A 23,920-nucleotide genomic window follows, 5' to 3' on the forward strand; every position below is an offset into this window, starting at 1 on the left:
GTCGCGCCGTAAAACAGGCGCACGAGGAGAATCGAATGCTTCCGGCTCTATGGGTTGCCAAAACCGGTCTGTCCGCCCAGGACACCAACCTGACCACCATTTCCAACAACCTGGCAAACGTGTCGACCACGGGTTTCAAACGTGATCGCGCCGAGTTCCAGGACTTGCTCTATCAGATCAAGCGTCAACCAGGCGCCCAGTCGACCCAGGACAGCGAACTGCCGTCGGGTCTGCAACTGGGTACCGGTGTGCGCATTGTCGGCACCCAGAAAAACTTCACCGCCGGCAGCCTGCAAACCACCGAGCAGCCGCTGGACATGGCCATCGACGGTCGCGGTTTCTTCCAGATTCTGCAGCCGGACGGCACCACGTCGTACACCCGTGACGGTACCTTCCACCTCGATTCCAATGGCCAGATTGTTAACGCCAGTGGTTTCGCTCTGGAACCGGCCATCGTCATTCCGAACGATGCCCAGACCTTCACTGTCGGCCGTGACGGCACCGTGTCCATCACGGTTGCTGGCAACGCTGCGTCGCAGGTGATCGGCAATCTGCAAACCGCCGACTTCATCAACCCGGCCGGTCTGCAAGCCGTTGGCAACAACCTGTTCCTGGAAACTGCCGCTTCCGGCGCGCCGCAAGTCGGCACCCCGGGTCTGGCCGGTTTCGGTACGACCCTGCAGAACACCCTGGAAACCTCCAACGTCAGCACCGTTGAAGAGATGGTCAACATGATCACCACTCAGCGCGCTTACGAGATGAACTCCAAGGTGATCTCCACCGCTGACCAGATGCTCTCGTTCGTAACGCAGAATCTGTAATCAAGTCTATGAGGCGGCCATGAGGTCGCCTGCAACACCGTGAGGTAGGGTCATGAATCGCTTTGTATCTGTTCTGGCATTGAGTGGGGTCGTCTCGCTCGCGGGCTGCGTCGCCCCGACGCCCAAGCCCAATGACCCTTACTACGCCCCGGTGTTGCCGCGTACACCGTTGCCGGCTGCGGCCAACAACGGCTCGATTTATCAGGCTGGCTTCGAGCAGAACCTGTACAGCGATCGCAAGGCTTTCCGGGTCGGTGACATCATCACCATCACCCTGAACGAGCGCACACAGGCGAGCAAGAACGCCAACTCGCAGATGGACAAGAACAGCGATAACAGTGTCGGTCTGACTTCGTTGTTCGGCTCCAGCCTGACCACCAACAACCCGATTGGTGGCGGTGACCTGAGTCTGAACGCCGGCTATAGCGCTGACCGTTCGACCAAGGGCGACGCCAAGTCCGGGCAGAGCAACAGCCTGACCGGTTCGATCACCGTAACCGTCGCTGACGTGCTGCCCAACGGCATCATCGCCGTGCGCGGCGAGAAGTGGCTGACGCTGAACACCGGTGACGAACTGGTGCGCATCGCCGGTCTGGTGCGCGCCGATGACATCGCCACGGACAACACCGTGTCGTCGACCCGGGTCGCCGATGCACGCATCACCTACTCGGGTACCGGCGCATTTGCCGATACGAGTCAGCCAGGCTGGTTCGACCGTTTCTTCCTCAGCCCGCTGTTCCCTTTCTAGGTGGCTACGTTGAATCTGAAAAGCTTCATGCTGGCGGCGACCCTGATGTCCGCCGCTTTTGGTGCCCACGCCGAGCGGCTGAAAGATATCGCCAGCATTTCCGGCGTGCGTTCCAACCAGTTGATCGGTTACGGCCTGGTGGTCGGGCTTAACGGCACCGGCGACCAGACGACGCAAACCCCGTTCACCCTGCAGACCTTCAACAACATGCTCTCGCAGTTCGGCATCAAAGTGCCGCCGGGATCGGGCAACGTGCAGTTGAAAAACGTCGCGGCGGTGTCGATCAGTGCCGACTTGCCGGCGTTCGCCAAGCCCGGTCAGCAGGTCGACATTACCGTGTCCTCGATCGGTAACTCCAAGAGCTTGCGCGGCGGTACGCTGTTGCTGACCCCGCTCAAGGGTATCGACGGCAACGTCTACGCAGTTGCTCAGGGTAACCTCGTGGTCGGCGGTTTCGACGCAGAGGGCCGTGACGGATCGAAGATCACCGTCAACGTTCCGTCGGCCGGTCGCATTCCGGGCGGTGCCTCGGTAGAGCGCTCGGTGCCGAGCGGTTTCAACCAGGGCAACAGCCTGACGCTGAACCTCAACCGTTCCGACTTCACCACCGCCAAACGTATCGTCGACAAGATCAACGACATGCTCGGCCCTGGCGTTGCGCAAGCCATCGACGGTGGTTCGATCCGCGTCACCGCACCGCTCGATCCAAGCCAGCGCGTCGACTACTTGTCGATCCTGGAAAACCTCGAAGTCGATCCGGGTCAGGCGGTGGCGAAAGTCATCATCAACTCGCGTACCGGTACCATCGTCATCGGCCAGAACGTGAAAGTGTCGCCAGCCGCCGTGACCCACGGCAGCCTGACCGTGACCATCACCGAAGATCCGATTGTCAGCCAGCCCGGCCCGCTATCCAATGGCCAGACCGCTGTCGTACCGCGCTCGCGGGTGAATGCCGAGCAGGAAGCCAAACCGATGTTCAAGTTCGGCCCGGGCACCACCCTCGACGAGATCGTGCGGGCGGTGAACCAGGTCGGCGCGGCACCGGGTGACTTGATGGCCATTCTCGAAGCCTTGAAGCAGGCCGGCGCGTTGCAAGCCGACCTGATCGTGATCTGAGGCCAACCCTTATGGATATGCGCAAAAGCGGTCTGGTCAGCAGTAGCGATTCGGGTTCCTACTCGGACCTCAATCGCCTGAACCAGCTCAAGGTCGGCGACAAGAACAGCGATGCGAACCTGCGCAAAGTGGCGCAGGAATTCGAATCGCTGTTCCTCGGCGAGATGCTTAAGTCGATGCGCTCGGCGACCAACGCCTTGGGTGAAGACAACCCGCTGAACACGCCGGCGGCCAAGCAGTATCAGGAAATGTACGACCAGCAACTGGCCGTTTCCATGTCCCGCGAGGGCGGTGGTATCGGTCTGGCCGACGTGCTGATGCGGCAGATGTCGAAGAACAAACCGCTGGCGCCGGGTGAGGCTGCGGTCGCGTCCGCCGCCAAGCAGGAAGAGGCCAAGGCGAAAGCTGCGGCCGTGGTCACACCGGTTGCCGCTGGCACCGTTGCTACCAACGGTCCATTGTCGCGGCTCAATGGCGAGCGTCCGTTGTGGGCTTCGCGTTCGGTGAGCGCGCCGAACACGCAACTGGCTCATCGCAATGACATGGAACTGATCAATCAGCGTCGTCTGGCTCTGCCACCGAAACTGGCCGATCGTTTGCTCGCAGGCCTGGTGCCATCGGCTACGCCGGCAGTGGCCACGCAATTGCCGCAACGCGCGACTACCGCGGCCACCACTGGCGCCGGCCCGCTGTACAACGGCGACTGGCTGGCACGCGCCGAGGGCGAAAAAGCCTCCGGCGGGCAGATGCAGATTTACGGTCGCGCCATGGCGCAGATCCCGTTGGCGCCGGCGAAGAAAGCCTTCAGTTCCGCCGACGAATTCGTCAACACCATGCTGCCGATGGCCAAGGAAGCGGCCGACCGCATCGGCGTCGATCCGCGTTATCTGGTGGCGCAAGCGGCGCTGGAAACCGGTTGGGGCAAGTCGGTCATGCGCGCCCAGGATGGCAGCAGCAGCCACAACCTGTTCGGCATCAAGGCGAGCAGCAACTGGAAGGGCGATTCGGCCCGCGCGATCACCAGCGAGTTCCGTAATGGCGAGATGGTCAAGGAGACGGCCGAGTTCCGTTCCTACGCCTCGTACAAGGACAGCTTCCACGATCTGGTGACTTTGCTGCAGAGCAATAATCGCTATCAAGATGTCGTGAAGTCTGCCGATAACCCAGAACAGTTTGTACGCGAGTTGCAAAAGGCCGGTTACGCCACCGACCCGAACTACGCAAGCAAGATTTCGCAGATAGCCAAGCAGATGAACAGTTTCCAAAACTACGCTGCGGCGGGTGTATCCACCACGCCTTTATAAGGCACAAGGTATAAGGTCTGAACCATGAGTTTGCTCAATATCGGGATGTCGGGACTGTCGGCCAGCCAGTCCTCTTTGGCTACGACAGGCAACAACATTGCCAACGTCGACACCGCCGGTTATTCACGTCAGCAAACCGTGCAGGGCACCAAATCCTCGCAGCAGTACGGCACCGTGTTCATCGGTACGGGCACCACCCTGGCTGACGTGCGCCGGGTGTACAACTCGTACTTGGAAAGCCAACTGCACACTGCTACTTCGCTCGACAGCGAATCGGCCGCGTTTCTGGCCCAGGCCACGCCGCTGGACTCCATGTTGTCGGACACCAACACCGGCCTGACCGGCGTGCTGCAAAAATTCTTTACCACGATGCAGGGCGTTTCGACCTCGGCGACCGATGACACTTCCCGTCAATCGGTGCTGACCGGTGCGCAGGCGCTGACCAGTCGTTTCAACACCATTGCCAAACAGCTCAACGATCAGAACACCACCCTCAACGGCAGCCTGGGTGACATGACGGCCCAGGTGAACAAGCTGGCCACCTCGATTGCCAACCTGAACCAGAAGATCGGCGAGATCTCCACCAGCGGTGGTGCGCCGAACGATCTGCTCGACAGCCGCAACGAAGCCGTACGCCAGCTCTCCGAACTGACCGGTGCACAGATCGTCGAGCGTGGCACCAGTTTCGATGTCTACATCGGCAGCGGTCAGCCGTTGGTGATCGGCAACACCACCAACACGCTGAGCATGGTCGCAAGCAAAGACGACCCGTCGCGCATGGCCATCCAGATGGATCGCGGTTCGAGCACCATCGACATCACCTCGGCGATGAGCGGTGGCGAAATCGGTGGCCTGCTGACTTACCGCAAAGAAGTCCTCGACCCGTCGCTCAACGAACTGGGCCGAGTGGCGCTGGTGATCGCTGATCAGGTCAACAGCCAGCAAGCGCAAGGCATCGACAAGAACGGTGACTTCGGTGCGGCGATTTTCAACAACATCAACAGTGCCGCGCTGATCAGTTCGCGCAGCATCGCGCAGTCGGGCAACAGCACCGGTTCCGGAAACCTCGATGTCACCATCAAGGACACCGGCAAGCTGACCACCAGCGATTACCAAGTGACGTTCACCAGCGCCACGGACTACACCGTCAAGCGTTCCGACGGCACCGACATGGGCGCCTTCAGCACCACAACCAATCCGCCGCCAGTGATCGACGGATTCACCCTCGCCCTCAAGGGTGGGGCATTGAGCGCCGGTGACAGCTTCAAAATCACCCCGACCCGCAATGCGGCCGCGAGCATCCAGACGGTGCTCACCGATCCGAAGAAAATCGCTGCGGCCGGTCCGTTGACCGGTGTGGCCAGCGCCAGCGGTCTGGGCACCTTCACCCAGCCGACGCTCAACAGCAAGATCGATATTTACAACCCGACTTCTCAGGCTGACATGCAGGCGGCGCTGAAGAATTCGACGCCGGTGAAACTGGTGTTCGGTGCGGTCTCCGGGGGCAGCCAGTCTTACACTTTTGTGGATGCCAAGGGCGGCCTCATCAGCAGCGGCACTATCGTTCCCGGTCAATCGAACGCGCTGGAACTTAAAGTCGGCATCGTCGATGCCAGCGGCAACCCGGTGCTGGACACCAGCGTTACGCCGAACGTACAGAAAACCTTCTCCGTACAGACCACCGTTGGCGGCACGCCGAAGCCTGGCGAAACCTTCACCATGAACCTCACCGGTGCGGCGTCCTCGGACAACCGCAACGCGCAATCGCTGGTCGCCCTGCAAACTGCGCAGACCGTCGATACCGGTTCCGCCAGCAAAGGCATCAGCCTGACTGACGCTTACAACAAGCTGGTGACCAACGTCGGCACCAAGACCGCTCAAGGCAAGTCTGACAGCGCCGCCACCACGGCGATTCTGGACAACGCCAAAGGCGCCCGCGATTCGCTGTCCGGGGTCAACCTGGATGAAGAAACCGGCAACCTGGTCAAATATCAGCAGTACTACACAGCGTCTTCGCAGATCATCAAAGCTGCGCAGGAAACTTTCGCCACGCTGATCAACAGCCTTTAAGGAGTCGTAATTCATGCGCATTTCCACCGCCCAGTATTACGGCACGCAAGCGTCGGACTATCAGCGTAACTTCAACAAGGCTGTCGCCACCGCCAGCGAGGCGAGCAGCCTGCAGCGCATCAACACAGCGGCCGATGATCCGATCGGTGCCGGGCGTTTGCTGCAGTTGGGCCAGCAGGCCGCGATGCTCGATCAGTACAAGACCAACGTCGACACCACCAAAAGTTCGTTGACCGTGCAGGAGTCGACACTGGACTCCATCACCACCGCATTGGCACGCGCCAAGGAACTTGCCCTGGCGGCCAACAACGGCACGGCCACCGACAAGGACCGCCAGGCTTACGCGTCGGAGCTGGGCCAGATCCAGCAACAAGTGCTGGGCCTGATGAACTCCAAGGATGCCAGCGGCAATTACCTGTTCTCCGGTTCGAAAACCGATACCGCGCCGTACTCGCAGAACGCCGATGGCACCTACTCCTACAACGGTGACCAGACCACGATCAATCTGGGCATCGGCGACGGCATGACTGTTGGCACCAACACCACCGGTTGGGCCGCTTTCCAGCAGACCATCAATACCGCGCGCACCAACGTCACCATGACTGCTCCGGCCGTGGATGACGGCCGCGTTGTGCTGTCCAACGGTACGGTCGGCACTGCCGCCACCTATGATTCCAAGTTCACTGCCGGCCAGCCGTACACCGTCAGCTTCCTCAGCAGCACCCAGCTGAAAATCACTGATGCCCTGGGCAATGACGTGACCGCTGAAGCGAGCCAGAACGGTCTGGTCAGCAACAGCAGCGGCGCCAACCAGACGGTGAGCTTCCGTGGCGTCGACATGAAGTTGAATATCAACTTGAAGACCGGCGACACCAACCCGGACGCGGTGATAGCTGGCCACAGCTTCCAGTTGTCGACCGCGCCGGACTCGTTCACCACCACGCGCAGCCCGGGTAACCCGTCGACCGCCGTGATCACCGGCTCCAGCATCACCGACCAGGCCGCCTACACCGCGGCATTCCCGCAGGGCGGCGCCGTCCTCAAGTTCACCAGCGCCACCGCCTTCGATCTGTACGCAGCGCCGGTCACTGCCGACAGCAAACCCGTGTCCTCAGGCACTATCGTGGGTAACAATGCTACCGCGGCGGGCGTCACGTTCGCACTGGGCGCTGCCCCGGCTGCCGGTGATCAGTTTTCGATCCAGCCGAACGACCACCAGACCCAGAACGTGCTCGACACCCTGGGCCAGATGATCACGGCGTTGAACACTCCGATCGATGGGGATCCGGTGGCCAAGCAGAAATTCCAGGGCGCAATGGAAGCGGGCCTCGGCAACATCGACGCGGCCAACAATCAAATCGGCGCCGCGGTGACCGAGATTGGAGCACGTGGTCAGGCGCTGGATATGCAGGCCGTCACCAATGACAGCCTGAGCACCGCGAACACCACCACTCAAGGCTCCATTCGCGATTCGGATCCGGCTGAAGTGATGACTCGTTTGACCCTGCAGCAGACCATGCTGCAAGCTTCGCAGCTTGCGTTCAGCAAGATCAGCCAGTTGGGTCTGTTCAACAAGATCTGATCCTCAACGGGCGTGTAAGCGCCCGTTTGCCTTGTCCCTCAGTCATGTTTTTTAGCGGTATCAAGGGCTCGCTTTTCCGAGCGGGCTCGTACCGCCTGTGAGCCCGCCGTGAATTCACTTCCTCTTGTCAGCCTCGTTATTCCCGCCTTCAATCCGCGCTTTTTCGAGCGGACGCTGAACAGCGCCGTCAGCCAGAATTACGCCAATCTTGAAATCATCGTATGCGATGACAATCGTGGCCACGAGATCGAAGACATCGTTACGCAGGTGACAGAGCAGACCGGGTTTGCAGTGCGTTACGTGCGCAACTCACGAACGCTGGGCCTGGTTGGTAACCTGAAGGCCTGCCTTGAGCAAGCCCGGGGCGAGTTCATCAAATTCCTGTGTGACGATGATCTGCTGTATTCGGCCTGTATCGAACAGCAAGCCCATGAGATGCAGCGCGAAGAAGTCAGTCTGGTGGTCGCGCAACGGTTGCTGTGGGATGCCAACGACATCATCCTGCCCGCACGTCTGGAAAACAGCTCGTTATCGCCGGCCAGTGGCTTGCTCAAAGGCGACGACGTACTAAGCATCTTCGAAAAATTTCCAGTCAACGTGCTCGGCGGTTTCAGCAGCGCAATGTTCCGGCGCGCCGATGTCGCCGAACTGCTGCCGGCCCTTACCGAGGATGGAGCCTGCTTCGTCGCGACCCTGGATTTTGCTTTGTATGTCTGCCTGCTGCGGCGCGGCAACCTGGTGGTCTCCAACAATGTGCTGAGTGCCGAACGACTTTACCCCGAGCGTCTGAGCGCGCAGCAACCGATGAAAGACGCGGCGGAGATCGAGCGCGAGTGGATCTCGCAAATGCTCAAGGTCCGCAGCGGAGAGTCGGCGCCGGCGCCGGGATGGGTGCGCTATGTGCAATTGACCAAGGCCGACGAGACACCTCGGGTCTGGGAAGAACTGCCGCTGAGCCGTACCCTGGGTTCCAAGCAGAGCCGTCAGGAATTGGGGGTCGGTGTCGACAGCTTCAGTTTCGGCGAACTCTATGCGCAGTGGCTGGCGTGTCGGGTGCTGACCGCGGCACAGCGCAAATGGCTGCCGGAAACCCTCGCCGGCTGGTCGCATCAGCCGCGCATCGTGCCGATCATCATTGATGGGCAAGGCAGCCGCGATGGTCTGGAACGTACGCTTGATGCGCTCGCCGCTCAGGATTATCCGCCGGAGCTGGTGCTGGTGCTGTCCACGGTTTGCAGCGAAGCGAAGCTGGACGGTCGGGTGTTCCACATGCCGTTGCAGGGGGACGGCCTGGAGCAGATCAACGCTCTGCTGCCGCAACTGGAAGGCGCCGACTGGTTTTATCTGCTGCAGCCAGGTGACTGCCCGGTGGTGCCAGCGTTGTTGGTGATGGCCGATCGCATTGCGCACGCAAGCTCGTTGACATGCCTGTACAGCGACGAAGGCAGCCTGCGCGATGGCGAGTCGGCAGAGCCTGCGTTCAAACCTGATTTCAACCTTGATCTCATGCGTAGCTATCCCTACGTCGGGCGCGCCTTGGCATTCCAGCGCGAACGGTTTCTGGCCCTTGGCGGTTTTACCTCGACGTTCGCCGAACTGGCGCCCCACGATGTGCTGTGGCGCATGGTTGAAAGTGATGGCCTGCAAGTCGTCGGGCACATTGCTGAAGTGCTGCTGGAGTCGAAATACGACCTGTCGCAATGGCTTATCAATCCCGGCGTCGTCGAGCAAAGTCCGCGAATCCTCGAAGCGCATCTGCAACGCCTTGGCATCGCTCATGAAGTCCGTGTCGGTAATAGCGGGCTGCTCAATCGTGTCGACTATCACCATGCCCGGCGCCCGCTGGTGTCGGTGGTCATTGTCACGCAGGACCAGACCGCCGCGTTGCAGCGCTGCGTCGAGACCCTGCTGGAAAAGACTGCCTACACCGAGTACGAATTGCTCTTGGTCGACAACGGCAGCGAAAGCGCCGAAGCGCTGGCGTGGCTGGACGGTATGGCGCAAATGGGCAGCGAGCGGATACGTGTGCTGAGCTACCTGCAAAAGGGCAATGCGGCAGCGGTGCACAACTTTGCCGTCGGCCAGGCGCGCGGTGAGTATGTGCTGATGCTCAATGCCTTCGCGGTAATCACCCAGAGCGATTGGCTCGACGAACTGCTCAATCATGCGCAACGACCGGAGGTCGGGGTGGTCGGCGCCAAGCTGTTCAACCCGGACGGTGGCGTGCTGCACGCGGGTCTGATTCTTGGCTTGAACGGGCCGGTCGGGTTGCCGTTCTATGGCCAGCCGATGCAGTCGGAAGGGTACATGCACCGCCTGCAAGCAGTGCATGACCTGAGTGCCGTCGGCGGTGATTGCCTGATGATTCGCCGGTCGGTGTACGAAGCGGTCGGCGGGCTGGACGAGCAGGACCTCAAGCAAACGCTCAATGTCGTCGATCTGTGTCTGCGTGTTGGCCGTGACGGTTATCTGGTGGTGCTCAACCCTCATGCGGTGCTGGCCGTGGGGGCACGGCCAAGTGCAATGGCGACGCCTGAGGAAGAAGCGCAGCACACCGAGGAGAGGGAGACGTTTTACCAGCGCTGGCTGCCGCTCGTGGCGCGCGATCCGGCCTACAACGTCAACCTGACGTTGCAGGGCGTGGGCGCCACCAACTTCAGTCTGGAGCCTGGCCTGCGCACCGGTTGGAGTGCGTTCTCCAAGGCACAGCTGCCCAATCTGCTGGTGGTGCCGATCAACGCTTCAGCCATCGGCCATTACCGCATGAGCCAGCCGATGATCGAGCTGGAAGCGGCCAATCGGGCAGAAGGGCGCATTTGCTACGGTTTGCCGTCGATCATCGATATCGAACGTCAGTCACCTGATGTGATCGTTCTGCAAGGGCGCTACTCGGAGCACGCCATCGATGAAATCCCACCGTTGAAAAAGTACTTCAACGCTCGACGGATCTTCGAACTCGACGACTACGTCATTGATGTTCCCCACCGCAATGCGCACATCCGTAATATGCCGAGCAAGCAGGACATGGAGCGTATGGTGCGGCGTGCCATCGGGCTGTGTGATCGCGCGGTCGTATCCACCGCGCCGCTGGCCAACGTGCTGTCGGACATGCACCACGACATTCGTGTCGTCCCTAACATGTTGGCCAAGGACTTGTGGGGCCACCTGCGCAGCCAGCGTCGGACCTCGAAGAAACCGCGGGTCGGCTGGGGCGGCGGCACCAGTCACCACGGTGATCTGGCGGTGATCGCCGAGGTTGTTCGTGAACTGGCCAATGAAGTCGACTGGGTATTTTTCGGCATGTGCCCGGATGATCTGCGGCCGTACATGCATGAGTTCCATGGCGTCATCGGCCTGGACGTGTACCCGGCGAAACTGGCCAGCCTCAACCTCGATCTCGCGTTGGCGCCGCTGGAATTCCATATCTTCAACGACTGCAAGAGCAACTTGCGGCTGCTGGAATACGGCGCCTGCGGTTACCCGGTGATCTGCACCGACACCGAGGCCTATCGCGGTTACTTGCCGTGCACGCGGATCAAGACCAACTCCACGGATGAATGGCTGCAAGCGATCCGCATGCACCTGGCGGATCCGGATGCCAGTTATCGCATGGGCGATGAATTGCGTGAGGTGGTGCTGCGCGATTACGTGTTGCGCGGCGATAACCTGCGCTACTGGGAATACGGCTGGCTGGCCGATTGATCGAGCCAGGCGTGATCTGAAAAAAACAGGCGACTTTTATAGTCACCTGTTTTTTTTTGCTTCTGAAAATCGTCTTTGCACCAGTTTCGATACAAATTTTTGCCGACGCTCAAGCTTCGCGTCTTTGCAGTCGATATCAACACATTCGTGGGTTTAGAGCGCTTGCCGCGAGGATGTTGATCGCCGCGCATGCCGGTACCGGTTCACAACAAGGCAAGGAAGAACTAATGGCGGTTATTAACGGAACAAACGGCGCGGATACGCTGACGGGTACCAGTGGGGATGACGAGATCAACGGTCTGGCCGGTAATGATCTGATTAAGGGCAGTGCCGGTGCGGACAAGATTGATGGCGGTGACGGGACCGCTGACGTGGTGGATTACTCGGCGTCTGCGCAAGCGATCAACGTTGACCTCTCGGGTCTGGCCGGTACGGGGGGCGACGCTCAAGGCGATACCCTGACCAACATCGAGAAGGTTATCGGCACGGCGTTCAACGACACATTCACCGCGCAAAAGGGTGGCGCCACCTTTGAGGGCGGCGCAGGGAATGATGTTTACATCCTCAACAATGGCGGTACGGTGATCGAGCAAGCGGGGGGCGGCGATGATGAAGTGCGCTCCAGTTTTGGTCAGATCTATCTGAGCGCTAACGTCGAACGCCTGACGTATACCAGTACGGGGGATTTCATTGGCTGGGGCAATGCCAGCGATAACATCCTCACAGGTGGCGTTGGTAACGACTTGTTGTATGGCGGTGCGGGTGCCGATCAGTTTATAGGCGGCGCCGGTATCGACACCGCCAGTTATGGTGATAGCACCGTGGGTGTCAGCATCAACCTGAAAACCGGGGTCAATTCCGGGATCGCGGCGGGAGATACTTACGCTGGCATCGAGGTGATCAAAGGGTCGGGCGCGAATGACACGTTCATTGCCGACAGTCGGGTGTTCGCTTTTGATGGCAGTGGCGGAACTGGCGATGTGGTCGATTACTCGACATCGTCCGCAGCGATCACTGTTGATCTGGTTTCTGCAGGAACAGGTCGTGCCGGCATCGGTGGCGATGCTCAGGGCGATACGCTGACCGGTATCGAAAAAGTCATCGGTACGGCATTCAACGACACGCTCAGTGTCAATGGCGGTACGTTCACCCTGGAAGGCGGTGCCGGCGATGATGTGTACATCATCAATGGCACTCGCGTCACCACAGTGATCGAGCAGGCGGGTGGCGGCAACGATGAAGTGCGTACCAACTACGATATTCAATCGCTGGCCGCCGACGTCGAACGACTGACCTACACCGGTACAACGGCATTCACCGGTTACGGTAACGCCAGTGACAACATCATCACGGGTGGCATCGGCAACGATATATTGCTCGGCGGTGGCGGTGCAGACCAGTTCATCGGCGGTGCGGGCATGGACACCGTTGATTACACCGACAGTCCGGTGGGCGTGACGCTCAACCTCAAGACTGGAGTGAACTCCGGAATCGGCGCGGGTGATACCTACACGAGCATTGAGGCAATCAAGGGTTCGGGCGCCAATGACACGTTCATTGCCGACAGCCGAGTGTTTGCGTTTGATGGCGGTGGTGGAACCGGTGATGTGGTTGACTACTCGACATCTGCCGAGTCCATCAACGTCGATATCCGCAGCGGGGGAGCGGGTCGTGCCGGCATCGGCGGTGATGCTCAGGGCGATACCCTGTTCAATATCGAGAAGGTCATCGGCACGGCGCTCAACGACACATTCAATGTCGACGGTGCCACTGCAACGTTTGAAGGGGGGGGCGGCGATGACGTTTATGTCATCAATGGTGCCGGCGGTACGGTCATCGAACAGGCAGGTGGCGGCTATGACGAAGTGCGCAGCAACTTCGGCCAGATCTACCTGAGCGCCAATGTCGAGCGCCTCACCTACACCGGCTCCGGAGCATTCATTGGCTGGGGGAACGCCAGCGATAACATCATCACTGGCGGATCGGGCAATGATCTGTTTTACGGTGGTGCAGGTGCCGACCTGTTTATCGGCGGCGCGGGTATCGATACCGTCAGTTACAACGACAGTGCGGTGGGCGTCAGCATCGACCTGAAAACAGGGATCAATTCCGGTATTGCTGCTGGAGATACTTACGTCGGTATCGAGGCTTTCAGAGGCACAGCAATCAATGACGTTTTCATCGGCGCCGATACGGCCACCACTTTCGATGGTTTGGGTGGCTTCAATATGGTCAGCTACGAACACTCTGACGGTGCTATCACCATTGATCTGAAAACCGGTATCAATGCCGGCGATGCGGCTGGCGATACCTACGCCTCGATCCAGTTTTTCCAAGGCAGCAGCTTTGACGACACCTTGTCCGGAACGGCTTCTGGCGACAACTTGATCGGCGGTGCGGGCGCCGACCGGATTGACGGGCGCGAAGGGCATGACGTTGCCTGGTACGCCAACAGCACGGCTGGCGTGACGGTTAATCTGCAAACCAACATCAATCAGGGCGGGGATGCGCAAGGAGACGTCCTGCTCAACATCGAACGAGTCATCGGCAGCCAATACAACGACACATTGACGGGGACTTCAGCCGTTGATTTTCTCGAAGGCTATGCCGGGAGCGACGTTATTTATGGCGGTGACGGGGCAGACTACATCTACGGCGGTCTGGCGTCTTTGATCGGCCCTCTTACCAATCCAGGAGCCGATACCGGTGCGCAGGCTGACACGTTGTATGGCGGAAATGGTAACGACACCCTCCTGACTGCCGCCAATGACACCGGCAGCCGGGCTTACGGCGAGGCGGGCAGTGATGTTATTACAGTGAATTCCGGCATGGCCGATGGCGGTGAGGGCAACGATTTGCTCACAGGAACAGGTCTGGGCTTTGCTCTGTTTGGCGGTGCCGGGGATGATCAACTGGTGCTCAAATCCAGCGGTTTTGCCAATGGTGGTGAAGGTGACGACATTTACACGATCGGCACGCCGGGACTGGTGACGATCCAGGATGACGGTGTAAGTCATGGCGATAAGCTAGTGTTGTCGTACATCAAAAGCTCTGAATTGCAGATCGATCGTGTCGGCGATGATCTTTATCTGCACCGATTGAGTTTCAACGTGGGTGACACTCCACAGGAGGGTGTGCGGCTCAAAGACTGGTTCGCCGGTTCCGATACCATCGAGCAAATCCAGACGGCCAACGGAGAAGTCATCAACCTGCCGGCCAACAGTGACGCGTTTGCCATGTTTGGCTGATCGCTGAATCGAACACCATCGCTCCCGCAACGGGATTGAGGGTGTAGGCAATACTGCTGAGGGCGAACCCGATCTCCGGGTTCGCCCTTTCTTGTCTCTGGAGAAACCTTCTTACACACCCGTCGACACTTTCTCGTGTGCAGGCTCAAGGTTTGGGTTTTTGCAGTCGATACCTCTTTATTCGTTTACTCATCCGGCAGGGATTGCACGCTTGAACGGTCTCTCTCTGCCGACAGAACCGCTTTCAACAACAACGCAAGGAAGACGCAAATGTCAGTAGTGAATGGAACGAGTGAAGCGGATGTCCTCTTGGGCTCCGACGATAATGACGAACTCTATGGACTGGAGTCGGATGATGTACTGATCGGCAGTGCAGGTTCTGATGTGCTGGATGGCGGAGAAGGGTTCGACACGGCGACCTATTACGCGATGTCGTCGGGTGTCAGTGTCGAGTTCGGCAAAGATGCCACGACTGTCGCAGGGGCTGAAGGCAAGGTCGACACCCTCATCGGTGTCGAGAAAGTCTTCGGTACGTTCCACAACGATACGTTTACCAGTTCGGTCGGCGGTGTGACGTTCGAGGGTAGCGTCGGGGATGATCTGTACATCGTCGACAGTGAGGGTGTGGCAATTGTCGAGGAAGACAATGCGGGTTATGACGAACTGCGCACCAGCCTCAACACCCTCAAGATGGACCCGTTCATTGAAAAGCTGACCTTCACCGGCACCGGCGATTTCAAGGCTTACGGCAATGCCAGTGACAACGAAATCATTGGCGGTGCCGGTAACGACTGGCTGTGGGGTGGGGATGGTGCCGATCACTTCGTTGGTGGTGATGGCTACGATACGGTCAGCTATAGCGACAGTCTTGAAGGCGTGAGAGTCGAAGACTTTGCCAACTTTGACGGGCTGACCATTGCCTACGGTGACACCTTCACCGGCATTGAAGCGCTGCAGGGTTCGGGCTTCGATGATGTGATTTATCGTCACAAAGACTTTATGAGCATCGACGGTAGTGACGGCCATGACACCGTGAGTTATCGCTACGCTTTCGATCCGGTCAACATTTTGATCGGCGGCGGTGTCAACGCGGCGGGCGACACGCTGATTAATGTGGAAGAGGTTATTGGTTCCACCGATGCCGACCACTTCACCGTGAACACCAGTGGTGTGGTCGTCGCTGGCGGTGGCGGTGACGATGTCTACACAATCAACAGCACCGGTGTGACCGTCGAGGAAATCGAAGGCTACATGGGGGGGACCGATCGCGTGTACACCAGCCTGTCCGAGTTGAGACTGAGTGCGTTCGTTGAAAACCTGACCTATACCGGCAGCGCTGACTTCGTTGGCTACGGCAATGACGAGAACAACACCATCGTCTCCGGCGCCGGCAATGATGTGCTGTTGGGCGGTGCGGGTGCCGATAACTTTGAGGGTGGCGCTGGTATCGACATCGTCAGCTATGACGACAGTAGCGAAGGCTTGAGCGCTTCGCTGAAATGGGGCGTGCAGAGTGGTATTGCGTTCCACGATGTTTACATCGATATCGAAGGCTTGCGTGGTAGCCAGTTCAATGACGTTCTTGAGGGCGACTGGGGCGATAACATTCTTGAAGGCGGCGCGGGCGACGACCAGATTCAGGGTGGCGATGGCAACGATCACATCTACGGCGGTCTGGCTTCAGGTCTCGACGTTGCGGGGCAGTCCGACAGCTTGTCCGGTGGTGCGGGTGATGATGTCATCGTTGCTGCGCGCGACGATCTGTTCACGTGGGTCAGCGGCGATGAGGGCAATGACATCATTACGCTCGGCCGTGGCCTCGCCCATGGCGGTCAAGGCATTGACGTGATCACCGGCACTGGTAGCCACTACACGTTGACAGGAGACGAAGGCGACGACCTGCTGATCCTCAATCTGGCCGGTCAGTCGACCTCCGGCGGCAGTGCCTATGGCGGCCAGGGCGATGACACCTACGTGGTCAACACCACCGGCCTGGTGACGATCCAGGATGAGGGCTGGGATCTGAACGACACCCTGATCCTCAACACGATCGCCAACGCCAGCCAGTTGAACGTTACCCGCATCGGTGATGACGCTTATTTGCACAGTGCCAATGACGGTAGCACTGGTGTGCCGGACAACGGCGTGAAACTGGCGGGCTGGTACGCCGGGTTCAACAACATCGAGCACCTTCAGACTGCCGATGGTCAGGCTTTTGAGGTGCCGGTTAGTGGTGATGGGTTTGCCATGTTTGGGTAATCGTCTGCATTGTTGATCTGGCTTGTGGAAAGGGATGAATCTTTGGGTTCATCCCTTTTTTTGTCTGGGGCTTGGCGGCCTTTGGGCCGACCATGCTCTTGGGGGGGTGTGTATCCGTTGCTGCGGGTGTTGCTGATCAGGGTTCCGCCCTTACGGCGGGTCACCTTTTCCAAACGCCGAAAAGGTAACCCAAAAGGCTTGCTCCTACGTGCGGCCCGCTCGCTGGGGCTCGGGGTTCCTTCGCTGCGGGATCGATCCGGGCGCAGCGCCTACGGTTTGCTTCGCTGCACCTCCTCTCGCTGTGTTTGGCTGCGCCAAACGGTCGCTGCGCTCCCACGCCCGGATCAATCCCTCCACTCAGCCTTCCGACGTCGCCCGTGGATCAAGATCAAGAGCAGGCGAGCTGACACTCGGCCTATTGAGTGGTGAGGAGCTCGGGTGTTCGGCTTTTGATTTGTGGTGGGTTTTCCCGCTGCCCCAGCCCTCTCCCGGTGGTCGAGGAGGCCGGTTTGTGTGCATTTCAAAGCCTGAGTTCGACTCGGTATCGCACGTCGGCGTACCTCGCCCAAACACAACGGTCAGTCCCCTCTCCCTTTGGGAGAGGGTTAGGGTGAGGGGCTTGTGGAGCTGGCGCGTTTCCTGCAAGTCCCCTGTAAATCGCCATAAAACGAGCGCTCGCGGTCACTCCAGCGGCGCACGGATCGGCAAAAGGTTTAGCCAGAAGGCCCGCAAAGCTCAAGAAAGCGGCGCGCAGCCCGGTGAAGAACAAGAGGGGAGACGATGAAGGCAGTTATTTTGGCGGGTGGCCTCGGCACGCGCATCAGTGAAGAGTCGCACCTCAAGCCCAAGCCGATGATCGAGATCGGCGGCAAGCCAATTCTCTGGCACATCATGAAGCAGTATTCCGCCCACGGGATTCATGACTTCGTGATCTGCCTCGGCTACAAGGGCTATGCGATCAAGGACTTCTTCGCCAACTACTTCCTGCACACCTCCGACGTCACCTTCAACATGCGCGAAAATCGCATGGACGTGCACCAGAATTACAGCGAACCGTGGAGCGTCACCCTGATCGACACCGGTGAGGAGACCATGACCGGTGGCCGGCTGCTGCGGGCCGGCCGTTATCTGCAGGATGAAGAGGCGTTCTGCTTCACCTATGGCGACGGCGTTTCCGATATCAACATCGCTCAGCTTGTGGATTACCACCAAGCTCACGGTCGTCTGGCGACCGTCACCGCTGTGCAACCGCCGGGTCGTTACGGCGCGCTTGAGCGTCAAGGCGATCAAGTGCTGGGCTTTACCGAAAAACCTCGTGGTGACGGTGGCTGGATCAACGGTGGCTTCTTCGTGCTCTCGCCAAAAGTGCTGCCGTACATCGCCGATGACGCTACCACTTGGGAAGCCGAGCCGCTGGCGCGTCTGGCGGCCGACGAACAGTTGAAAGCCTTTGAGCACGAAGGCTTCTGGCACCCGATGGACACCCTGCGCGACAAGAACCATCTCGAAGCGCTGTGGCAGAGCGGGGAGGCCCCATGGAAGCAATGGGCCTGAGTGCGGATTTCTGGCGCGGCAAACGCGTTCTCGTCACCGGACATACCGGTTTCAAAGGCAGTTGGCTGACCCTGTGGCTGCAAAGCCTCGGCGCGCAAGTCAGCGGTTTCTCCCTTGATCCTTCGACCGAGCCGAGCCTTTTTGAACTGGCGCGCGTGCACGAAGGCATCAACGATCAGCGCGGTGATCTGCGTGATCTCGGCGCCTTGCTGGAAATCATCGCCGACACCGAGCCGGAGATCGTGCTGCACCTGGCCGCTCAGCCGCTGGTGCGCGAAGGCTATCGTGATCCGCTCGGTACTTACTCCAGCAACGTGATGGGCACGTTGAACCTGCTCGAAGCGATTCGTCAGGTCGGTTGCGTGCGTGCTTGCGTGCTGGTCACCACCGACAAGGTCTACGCCAACAAGGAATGGCTGTGGCCGTACCGCGAAGACGAAGCCCTCGGTGGCCACGATCCTTACAGCAGCAGCAAGGCTTGCTGTGAATTGCTCGCACAGTCTTATGCCGCGTCGTTTTTCCCGGCGGACAAATACGCCGAACACGGTCTGGCCCTGGCCACGGCGCGTGCCGGCAACGTCTTGGGCGGCGGTGACTTCGCTCCTGAGCGACTGATTCCCGACGTGCTCAAAGCGTGGACCGCCGACGAACCGGTGACCCTGCGCTATCCGCAAGCCGTACGCCCGTGGCAGCACGCGCTGGAGCCGCTGGCCGGTTACCTGCAACTGGCCGCCGGCCTCTACGAACAAGGCCCGGAATACGCCGGGGCGTGGAACTTTGGCCCGGGCGAAGCGGACATGTGCAGCGTCGGCGAAGTGGTTGAATTGCTTGCCAGCCGCTGGCCGCAGGCGCGCGGTTTGCGCATCGAGAAAAGCGAACTGCACGAGGCCGGCCTGCTGCGTCTGGACAGCAGCCGCGCCCGCCAGGTACTCGGCTGGCAGCCGCGCTGGACCTTGCAGCAGTGCCTGACGCAGACCCTCGACTGGCACCTGGCGTGGCAGAACGGCGATGACATGCGCAGCGTCACCCTCGGCCAATTGAACCTGTACCGAGGCGCGCTGTGAGCGAGTTTTCCCTGAAGGCGTTGCCGCTGGCCGGGTTGTTCAGCGTTCAGCACAAACGTTTCGAAGACCAGCGGGGGCACTTCGCTCGGCTGTTTTGCGAAGGCAGCCTGAGTGCGTTCGGCGCTGAGTTCCATATCCGTCAGATCAACCATTCCTGCACCCGTGAAAAGGGCAGTGTGCGCGGTCTGCATTATCAGAATGCCAATGCGCCGGAAGCCAAATTGATCACCTGTCTGCGCGGTGAAGTGTGGGACGTTGCGGTGGATCTGCGTCCTGACTCCGAAACGTTTCTGCACTGGCACGCCGAGCACCTCAAGGCTGGCGACGGTCGCAGTCTGTTGATCCCGGCCGGCTTCGCCCACGGTTTCCAGACCCTGACCGAGGACGCCGAACTGCTTTACCTGCACAGCGCCGATTACGCGCCGGAGCACGAGGGCGGTCTGTCGGTGAACGATCCACGGCTGGCGATTGCCTGGCCGTTGCCTGTCAATAATTTGTCAGCGCGTGATTCCAGCCATCCCGCGCTCGATCAACACTTTGCTGGAGTGCGTCTATGAACTGCCGTGGGTGCGCCGCACCGCTGAGCCTGCCGCTGATCGACCTCGGCACCTCGCCACCGTCCAACGCCTACGTGCACGCCGATCGCCTGGAACAGGCCGAGCAATGGGTGCCGTTGAAGGTCGCCGTGTGCCAGCAATGCTGGCTGGTACAGACCGAGGATTACACCAGTGCCGATAGCCTGTTCGATGCTGAGTACGCTTACTTCAGTTCGTTCTCCAGCACCTGGCTGGCTCATGCCGAGCGCTATGTCGCCGAGATGGTCGAGCGCTTTGGCCTGACTGCCGACAGTCGTGTGGTGGAAGTCGCCGCCAACGATGGTTACCTGCTGCAATACGTGGCGGGCCGGGGCATTCCGTGTCTGGGCGTCGAGCCGACGCGCAGCACCGCGCAAGCGGCTCGGGAAAAAGGCCTGGAAATTCGTGAACTGTTCTTCGGTCGTGAGACTGCTGCGCAGTTGCAAGCCGAAGGCTGGGGCGCCGATCTGATGGCGGCCAACAACGTGCTCGCGCATGTGCCGGACATCAATGATTTCCTCGGCGGTTTCGCGACGCTACTCAAGCCGACTGGTGTGGCCACTTTCGAATTCCCGCAACTGCTGACACTGATGGCCGGCGCGCAGTTCGACACGCTGTATCACGAACACTATTCCTACTTGTCGCTGACCGCCGTGCAGACCCTGTGCGAGCGCAATGGCATGGAAGTGTTCGACGTCAGCCAACTAACCACCCATGGCGGTTCGTTGCGTGTATTCGTCCAGCGCAAGGACGGCGAGCGCCGCGCGGTACAAGCGGCGGTGCAACAACAGTTGCAAGCCGAACTGGATGCCGGGGTGAAAACCGCCGAGTACTACGCGACCCTCGCGCCCGCCGCTGAACGCATCAAGCATGAACTGCTGCGTTTCCTGTTGCAGGCCAAGGCTGACGGTAAACGTGTGGTCGGTTATGGCGCGGCGGCCAAAGGCAACACCTTGCTCAATTACGCCGGGGTCAAACCGGACCTGCTGGCCTGGGTCGCCGATGCCAATCCGCACAAGCAGGGCAAGTTCCTGCCGGGTAGCCGCATTCCGATTGTGGCGCCGGCGCAGATTGATCTCGAAAAACCGGATTACGTGCTGGTGCTGCCGTGGAACCTGCTGCACGAAGTCAGTCAGCAACTGGCGCAAGTGCGTCGGTGGGACGGCCGCTTCGTGATCGCCGTGCCTGAGTTGAAAGTGCTGTGAAGGTTCTGGTCACCGGAGCCACAGGCTTTGTCGGCCGGCATCTGGTTGCCGCATTGCTGGCGCGTGGTTGTGAAATCCGCGCCGTGGCGCGCAACCCAGAAACGGCGCAAGGCATGCCGTGGATCAACGACGTCGAGTTCATCGCAGCGGATATTCACGCCGCCGATCTCGATATCCACGCGTTGACCGCGGGTATCGATGCACTGGCGCATCTGGCCTGGCCGGGCTTGCCGAACTACCGGGCGCTGTTCCATTTCGAACACAACCTGATGGCCGATTACCGCTTTATCAAAAGCGCGGTCGAGGCGGGCGTGCAGCAGGTGCTGGTCACCGGCACCTGTTTCGAATACGGCCTGCAAAGCGGCCCACTCAGTGAAAACACCGAGCCGAAGCCGAGCAATCCTTACGGTCTGGCCAAGCACACGCTGCACCTGTTTCTGCAAAACCTGCAGCAGGAGTTGCCGTTCACTTTGCAGTGGGCGCGCCTGTTCTATCTGCATGGCGAAGGGCAAAACCCCAACAGTCTGTTGGCCGCGCTGGACCGGGCGATCGATGCCGGTGAGGCGTCGTTCAACATGTCCGCCGGTGAGCAGTTGCGCGATTTTCTGCCGATTGAACGCGCTGCCGGCTACCTCGCCGCGATCCTGCAAAAAACCGACTTCAACGGCGTGATCAATTGCGCCAGCGGCCAACCGGTGTCCGTGCGCGCGTTGGTCGAACAACGCCTGCGCGAACGCGACGTGTCGCTGCATCTGAACCTCGGCCACTACCCATACCCAACCCACGAACCGCTGGCGTTCTGGGCGGTGACCGAGCGTTTGCAACAGTTACTGGGAGAGCCGCAATGAGGCACGAGTTGTATCGGGTTACTGACCTACCGGTGCTGCAGAACCGCACCTTTGCCGATCCCGCGTCGGCGCAGGCCTCGGCCAGTGCCGACATGCTGTTGGTGCAGGACGAGCGCAGCGGTCTGATCTTCAACGCCGCGTTCGACGCTGACAAACTCAGCTACGACGCCGATTATCAGAACGAGCAGGCGCATTCCGGCCAGTTCCAGAAGCATTTGAGTGACGTCGAAGGCATCATCGCCAAGCACTTCAAGGGTCAGGAACTGATCGAAGTCGGCTGCGGCAAAGGCTATTTCCTTGAGCTGCTCAAGGGCCTCGGTTATGCGATCACCGGCATCGACCCGGCGTACGAAGGCGAAAACGCCGACGTGATCAAGGCGCCGTTCACCCGTGGTCTCGGGCTGGCGGCAGACGCCATCGTCCTGCGCCATGTGCTGGAGCATATTCAGGATCCGCTGAGCTTTCTCGCCGAAATCGCCAATGCCAATCAGGGCGGGCAGATCTACATCGAAGTGCCGTGCTTCGACTGGATTCTTGAGCACAAAGCCTGGTTCGACCTGTTCTACGAACACGTCAATTATTTCCGCCTCGATGACCTGCGCCGGCTGTTTGGCACGGTGCACGAGGCCGGTCACCTGTTCGGTGGCCAATACCTGTACATCGTCGCCGACCTGTCGACCTTGCGCCTGACTCCGGATCAACCGGTGCCGCGCCTGAGCCTGCCTGACGGTTTCACCGCCAGCCTCGATCGCGCCGTGCAGATCATTCAGTCCGCCCCCGAGCAGGGTTCGGCGATCTGGGGCGCTTCGTCCAAAGGCGTGATCTATTCGCTGTTCCTGCAACGTGCCGGTGTCGCGGTGGACCGTGTGGTGGATATCAACCCGGCCAAGCAGGGGCGTTATCTGCCGTTGAGCGGCGCGCGGGTGTCCTCGCCGCAAGAGGCGATGGACGCGTTGCCCGAAGGCGCCAACCTGTTTGTGATGAATTCCAATTACCTCGAAGAGATCAAGCGGATGACCGGTGGACGCTACGTCTATCACGCCGTCGACAGCGCTTCGTTTCAGTGACCCTTGAGATTATTAAAATGACCGACAACAGCATCAACCAAGCCTTCGAAGCCGAGTGCCGGGAACAGATTGCCCAGCAGGGTGACGACCAGAAACTCACCGGCCTGGCCCGCGATTTCTTCAACGAATCGGCCAAGCACAAGTACAGCTACCACTTCTCGTGGATGGGCCGTCCGATCATCCAGCTGCCACAAGACATGATGGCCATGCAGGAGATCATCTGGCAGGTCAAACCGGATCTGGTCATCGAGTGCGGCATCGCCCACGGCGGTTCGATCATCTACTACGCCTCGTTGCTGGAGCTGCAAGGCCACGGCGAAGTGCTGGGCATCGACCTCGACATTCGCCCGCACAACCGCGAAGCGATCGAAAGCCACCCGATGGCCAAGCGCATCAAGATGATCGAAGGTTCGAGCATCGACGCCGGCATTGCCGCCCAGGTGCAGGCTGCGGCCAAAGGCAAGAAAGTCATTCTGGTGCTCGACTCCAACCACACCCACGATCACGTACTGGAAGAGCTGCGTCTGTACGCACCGCTGGTGTCGGTCGACAGCTACTGCGTGGTCATGGACACCGTGGTTGAAGACATGCCGGCCGATTTCTTCCCGGATCGTCCATGGGGCCCGGGCGACAACCCGAAAACCGCGGTGTGGAAATACCTGGAAGAGAACCAGGATTTCGAGATCGACCAGCAGTTGCAAAACAAGCTGCTGATCACCGTGGCGCCGGACGGCTATCTGCGTCGCGTCCGTTAATT

The 23,920-nt window shown here is 59.9% G+C and carries 16 protein-coding genes; all 16 read left to right on the plus strand.

Annotation, left to right across the window (positions count from 1 at the left end; genetic code table 11):
* Positions 1-35 precede the first annotated feature (35 nt).
* Positions 36-821 carry a flagellar basal-body rod protein FlgG gene (flgG, locus tag ACM6IN_RS12130; RefSeq protein WP_007920118.1) on the plus strand — a complete coding sequence of 262 codons (786 nt, stop codon included), beginning with the start codon at positions 36-38 and terminating at the stop codon, positions 819-821.
* 52 nt (positions 822-873) lie between these two features.
* Positions 874-1,569 (plus strand): flagellar basal body L-ring protein FlgH, encoded by a 696-nt coding sequence (gene flgH, locus ACM6IN_RS12135; protein ID WP_007920116.1) that lies wholly within the window; start codon positions 874-876, stop codon positions 1,567-1,569.
* 27 nt (positions 1,570-1,596) lie between these two features.
* Positions 1,597-2,685, plus strand: a complete 1,089-nt coding sequence (locus tag ACM6IN_RS12140) for a flagellar basal body P-ring protein FlgI (protein WP_042704956.1) — start codon at positions 1,597-1,599, stop codon at positions 2,683-2,685.
* Between the two features lie 11 nt (positions 2,686-2,696).
* Positions 2,697-3,989 carry a flagellar assembly peptidoglycan hydrolase FlgJ gene (gene flgJ, locus ACM6IN_RS12145; RefSeq protein WP_414916114.1) on the plus strand — a complete coding sequence of 431 codons (1,293 nt, stop codon included), beginning with the start codon at positions 2,697-2,699 and terminating at the stop codon, positions 3,987-3,989.
* 24 nt (positions 3,990-4,013) lie between these two features.
* Positions 4,014-6,059 carry a flagellar hook-associated protein FlgK gene (gene flgK / locus ACM6IN_RS12150; RefSeq protein ID WP_007920110.1) on the plus strand — a complete coding sequence of 682 codons (2,046 nt, stop codon included), beginning with the start codon at positions 4,014-4,016 and terminating at the stop codon, positions 6,057-6,059.
* A 13-nt stretch (positions 6,060-6,072) separates the two neighbouring features.
* Positions 6,073-7,641, plus strand: coding sequence for a flagellar hook-associated protein 3 (locus ACM6IN_RS12155; RefSeq protein ID WP_095114164.1), 1,569 nt, complete (start codon positions 6,073-6,075; stop codon positions 7,639-7,641).
* A gap of 108 nt (positions 7,642-7,749) precedes the next feature.
* Positions 7,750-11,343 carry a glycosyltransferase gene (locus tag ACM6IN_RS12160; protein WP_007920102.1) on the plus strand — a complete coding sequence of 1,198 codons (3,594 nt, stop codon included), beginning with the start codon at positions 7,750-7,752 and terminating at the stop codon, positions 11,341-11,343.
* A gap of 227 nt (positions 11,344-11,570) precedes the next feature.
* Positions 11,571-14,591 (plus strand): beta strand repeat-containing protein, encoded by a 3,021-nt coding sequence (locus tag ACM6IN_RS12165; protein ID WP_414916115.1) that lies wholly within the window; start codon positions 11,571-11,573, stop codon positions 14,589-14,591.
* A 270-nt stretch (positions 14,592-14,861) separates the two neighbouring features.
* Positions 14,862-16,850 carry a calcium-binding protein gene (locus ACM6IN_RS12170; protein ID WP_414916116.1) on the plus strand — a complete coding sequence of 663 codons (1,989 nt, stop codon included), beginning with the start codon at positions 14,862-14,864 and terminating at the stop codon, positions 16,848-16,850.
* A 780-nt stretch (positions 16,851-17,630) separates the two neighbouring features.
* On the plus strand, positions 17,631-18,404 hold the full coding sequence (gene rfbF / locus ACM6IN_RS12175; protein ID WP_007920097.1) for a glucose-1-phosphate cytidylyltransferase: 774 nt from the start codon (positions 17,631-17,633) through the stop codon (positions 18,402-18,404).
* Positions 18,386-19,468 carry a CDP-glucose 4,6-dehydratase gene (rfbG, locus tag ACM6IN_RS12180; RefSeq protein ID WP_007920090.1) on the plus strand — a complete coding sequence of 361 codons (1,083 nt, stop codon included), beginning with the start codon at positions 18,386-18,388 and terminating at the stop codon, positions 19,466-19,468. The genes rfbF and rfbG overlap by 19 nt, the downstream gene beginning before the upstream one ends.
* Positions 19,465-20,025 carry a dTDP-4-dehydrorhamnose 3,5-epimerase family protein gene (locus tag ACM6IN_RS12185; protein WP_095114162.1) on the plus strand — a complete coding sequence of 187 codons (561 nt, stop codon included), beginning with the start codon at positions 19,465-19,467 and terminating at the stop codon, positions 20,023-20,025. Before rfbG ends, ACM6IN_RS12185 begins: the two co-directional genes overlap by 4 nt.
* Positions 20,022-21,248 carry a methyltransferase domain-containing protein gene (locus ACM6IN_RS12190; protein ID WP_414916117.1) on the plus strand — a complete coding sequence of 409 codons (1,227 nt, stop codon included), beginning with the start codon at positions 20,022-20,024 and terminating at the stop codon, positions 21,246-21,248. The genes ACM6IN_RS12185 and ACM6IN_RS12190 overlap by 4 nt, the downstream gene beginning before the upstream one ends.
* The gene (locus ACM6IN_RS12195; RefSeq protein WP_414916118.1) at positions 21,245-22,096 is read left to right on the plus strand and encodes an NAD-dependent epimerase/dehydratase family protein; all 852 of its coding nucleotides are present in this window, start codon (positions 21,245-21,247) and stop codon (positions 22,094-22,096) included. Before ACM6IN_RS12190 ends, ACM6IN_RS12195 begins: the two co-directional genes overlap by 4 nt.
* Positions 22,093-23,163, plus strand: coding sequence for a class I SAM-dependent methyltransferase (locus ACM6IN_RS12200; RefSeq protein WP_414916119.1), 1,071 nt, complete (start codon positions 22,093-22,095; stop codon positions 23,161-23,163). Before ACM6IN_RS12195 ends, ACM6IN_RS12200 begins: the two co-directional genes overlap by 4 nt.
* Before the next feature lie 17 nt (positions 23,164-23,180).
* Entirely contained in the window at positions 23,181-23,918 is a 738-nt protein-coding gene (locus tag ACM6IN_RS12205) for a cephalosporin hydroxylase family protein (protein ID WP_093439633.1), read from the plus strand.
* Positions 23,919-23,920 lie beyond the last annotated feature (2 nt).

The sequence above is a fragment of the Pseudomonas sp. IT-P395 genome (assembly GCF_949767675.1).
Classification (GTDB): Bacteria; Pseudomonadota; Gammaproteobacteria; order Pseudomonadales; family Pseudomonadaceae; genus Aquipseudomonas.

Coding starts and splice junctions, on each gene's coding strand:
- flgG (WP_007920118.1), top strand. CDS start 36: ATGCTTCCGGCTCTATGGGTTGCCAAAACCGGTCTGTCCGCCCAGGAC.
- flgH (WP_007920116.1), top strand. CDS start 874: ATGAATCGCTTTGTATCTGTTCTGGCATTGAGTGGGGTCGTCTCGCTC.
- ACM6IN_RS12140 (WP_042704956.1), top strand. CDS start 1,597: ATGCTGGCGGCGACCCTGATGTCCGCCGCTTTTGGTGCCCACGCCGAG.
- flgJ (WP_414916114.1), top strand. CDS start 2,697: ATGGATATGCGCAAAAGCGGTCTGGTCAGCAGTAGCGATTCGGGTTCC.
- flgK (WP_007920110.1), top strand. CDS start 4,014: ATGAGTTTGCTCAATATCGGGATGTCGGGACTGTCGGCCAGCCAGTCC.
- ACM6IN_RS12155 (WP_095114164.1), top strand. CDS start 6,073: ATGCGCATTTCCACCGCCCAGTATTACGGCACGCAAGCGTCGGACTAT.
- ACM6IN_RS12165 (WP_414916115.1), top strand. CDS start 11,571: ATGGCGGTTATTAACGGAACAAACGGCGCGGATACGCTGACGGGTACC.
- ACM6IN_RS12170 (WP_414916116.1), top strand. CDS start 14,862: ATGTCAGTAGTGAATGGAACGAGTGAAGCGGATGTCCTCTTGGGCTCC.
- rfbF (WP_007920097.1), top strand. CDS start 17,631: ATGAAGGCAGTTATTTTGGCGGGTGGCCTCGGCACGCGCATCAGTGAA.
- rfbG (WP_007920090.1), top strand. CDS start 18,386: ATGGAAGCAATGGGCCTGAGTGCGGATTTCTGGCGCGGCAAACGCGTT.
- ACM6IN_RS12190 (WP_414916117.1), top strand. CDS start 20,022: ATGAACTGCCGTGGGTGCGCCGCACCGCTGAGCCTGCCGCTGATCGAC.
- ACM6IN_RS12200 (WP_414916119.1), top strand. CDS start 22,093: ATGAGGCACGAGTTGTATCGGGTTACTGACCTACCGGTGCTGCAGAAC.
- ACM6IN_RS12205 (WP_093439633.1), top strand. CDS start 23,181: ATGACCGACAACAGCATCAACCAAGCCTTCGAAGCCGAGTGCCGGGAA.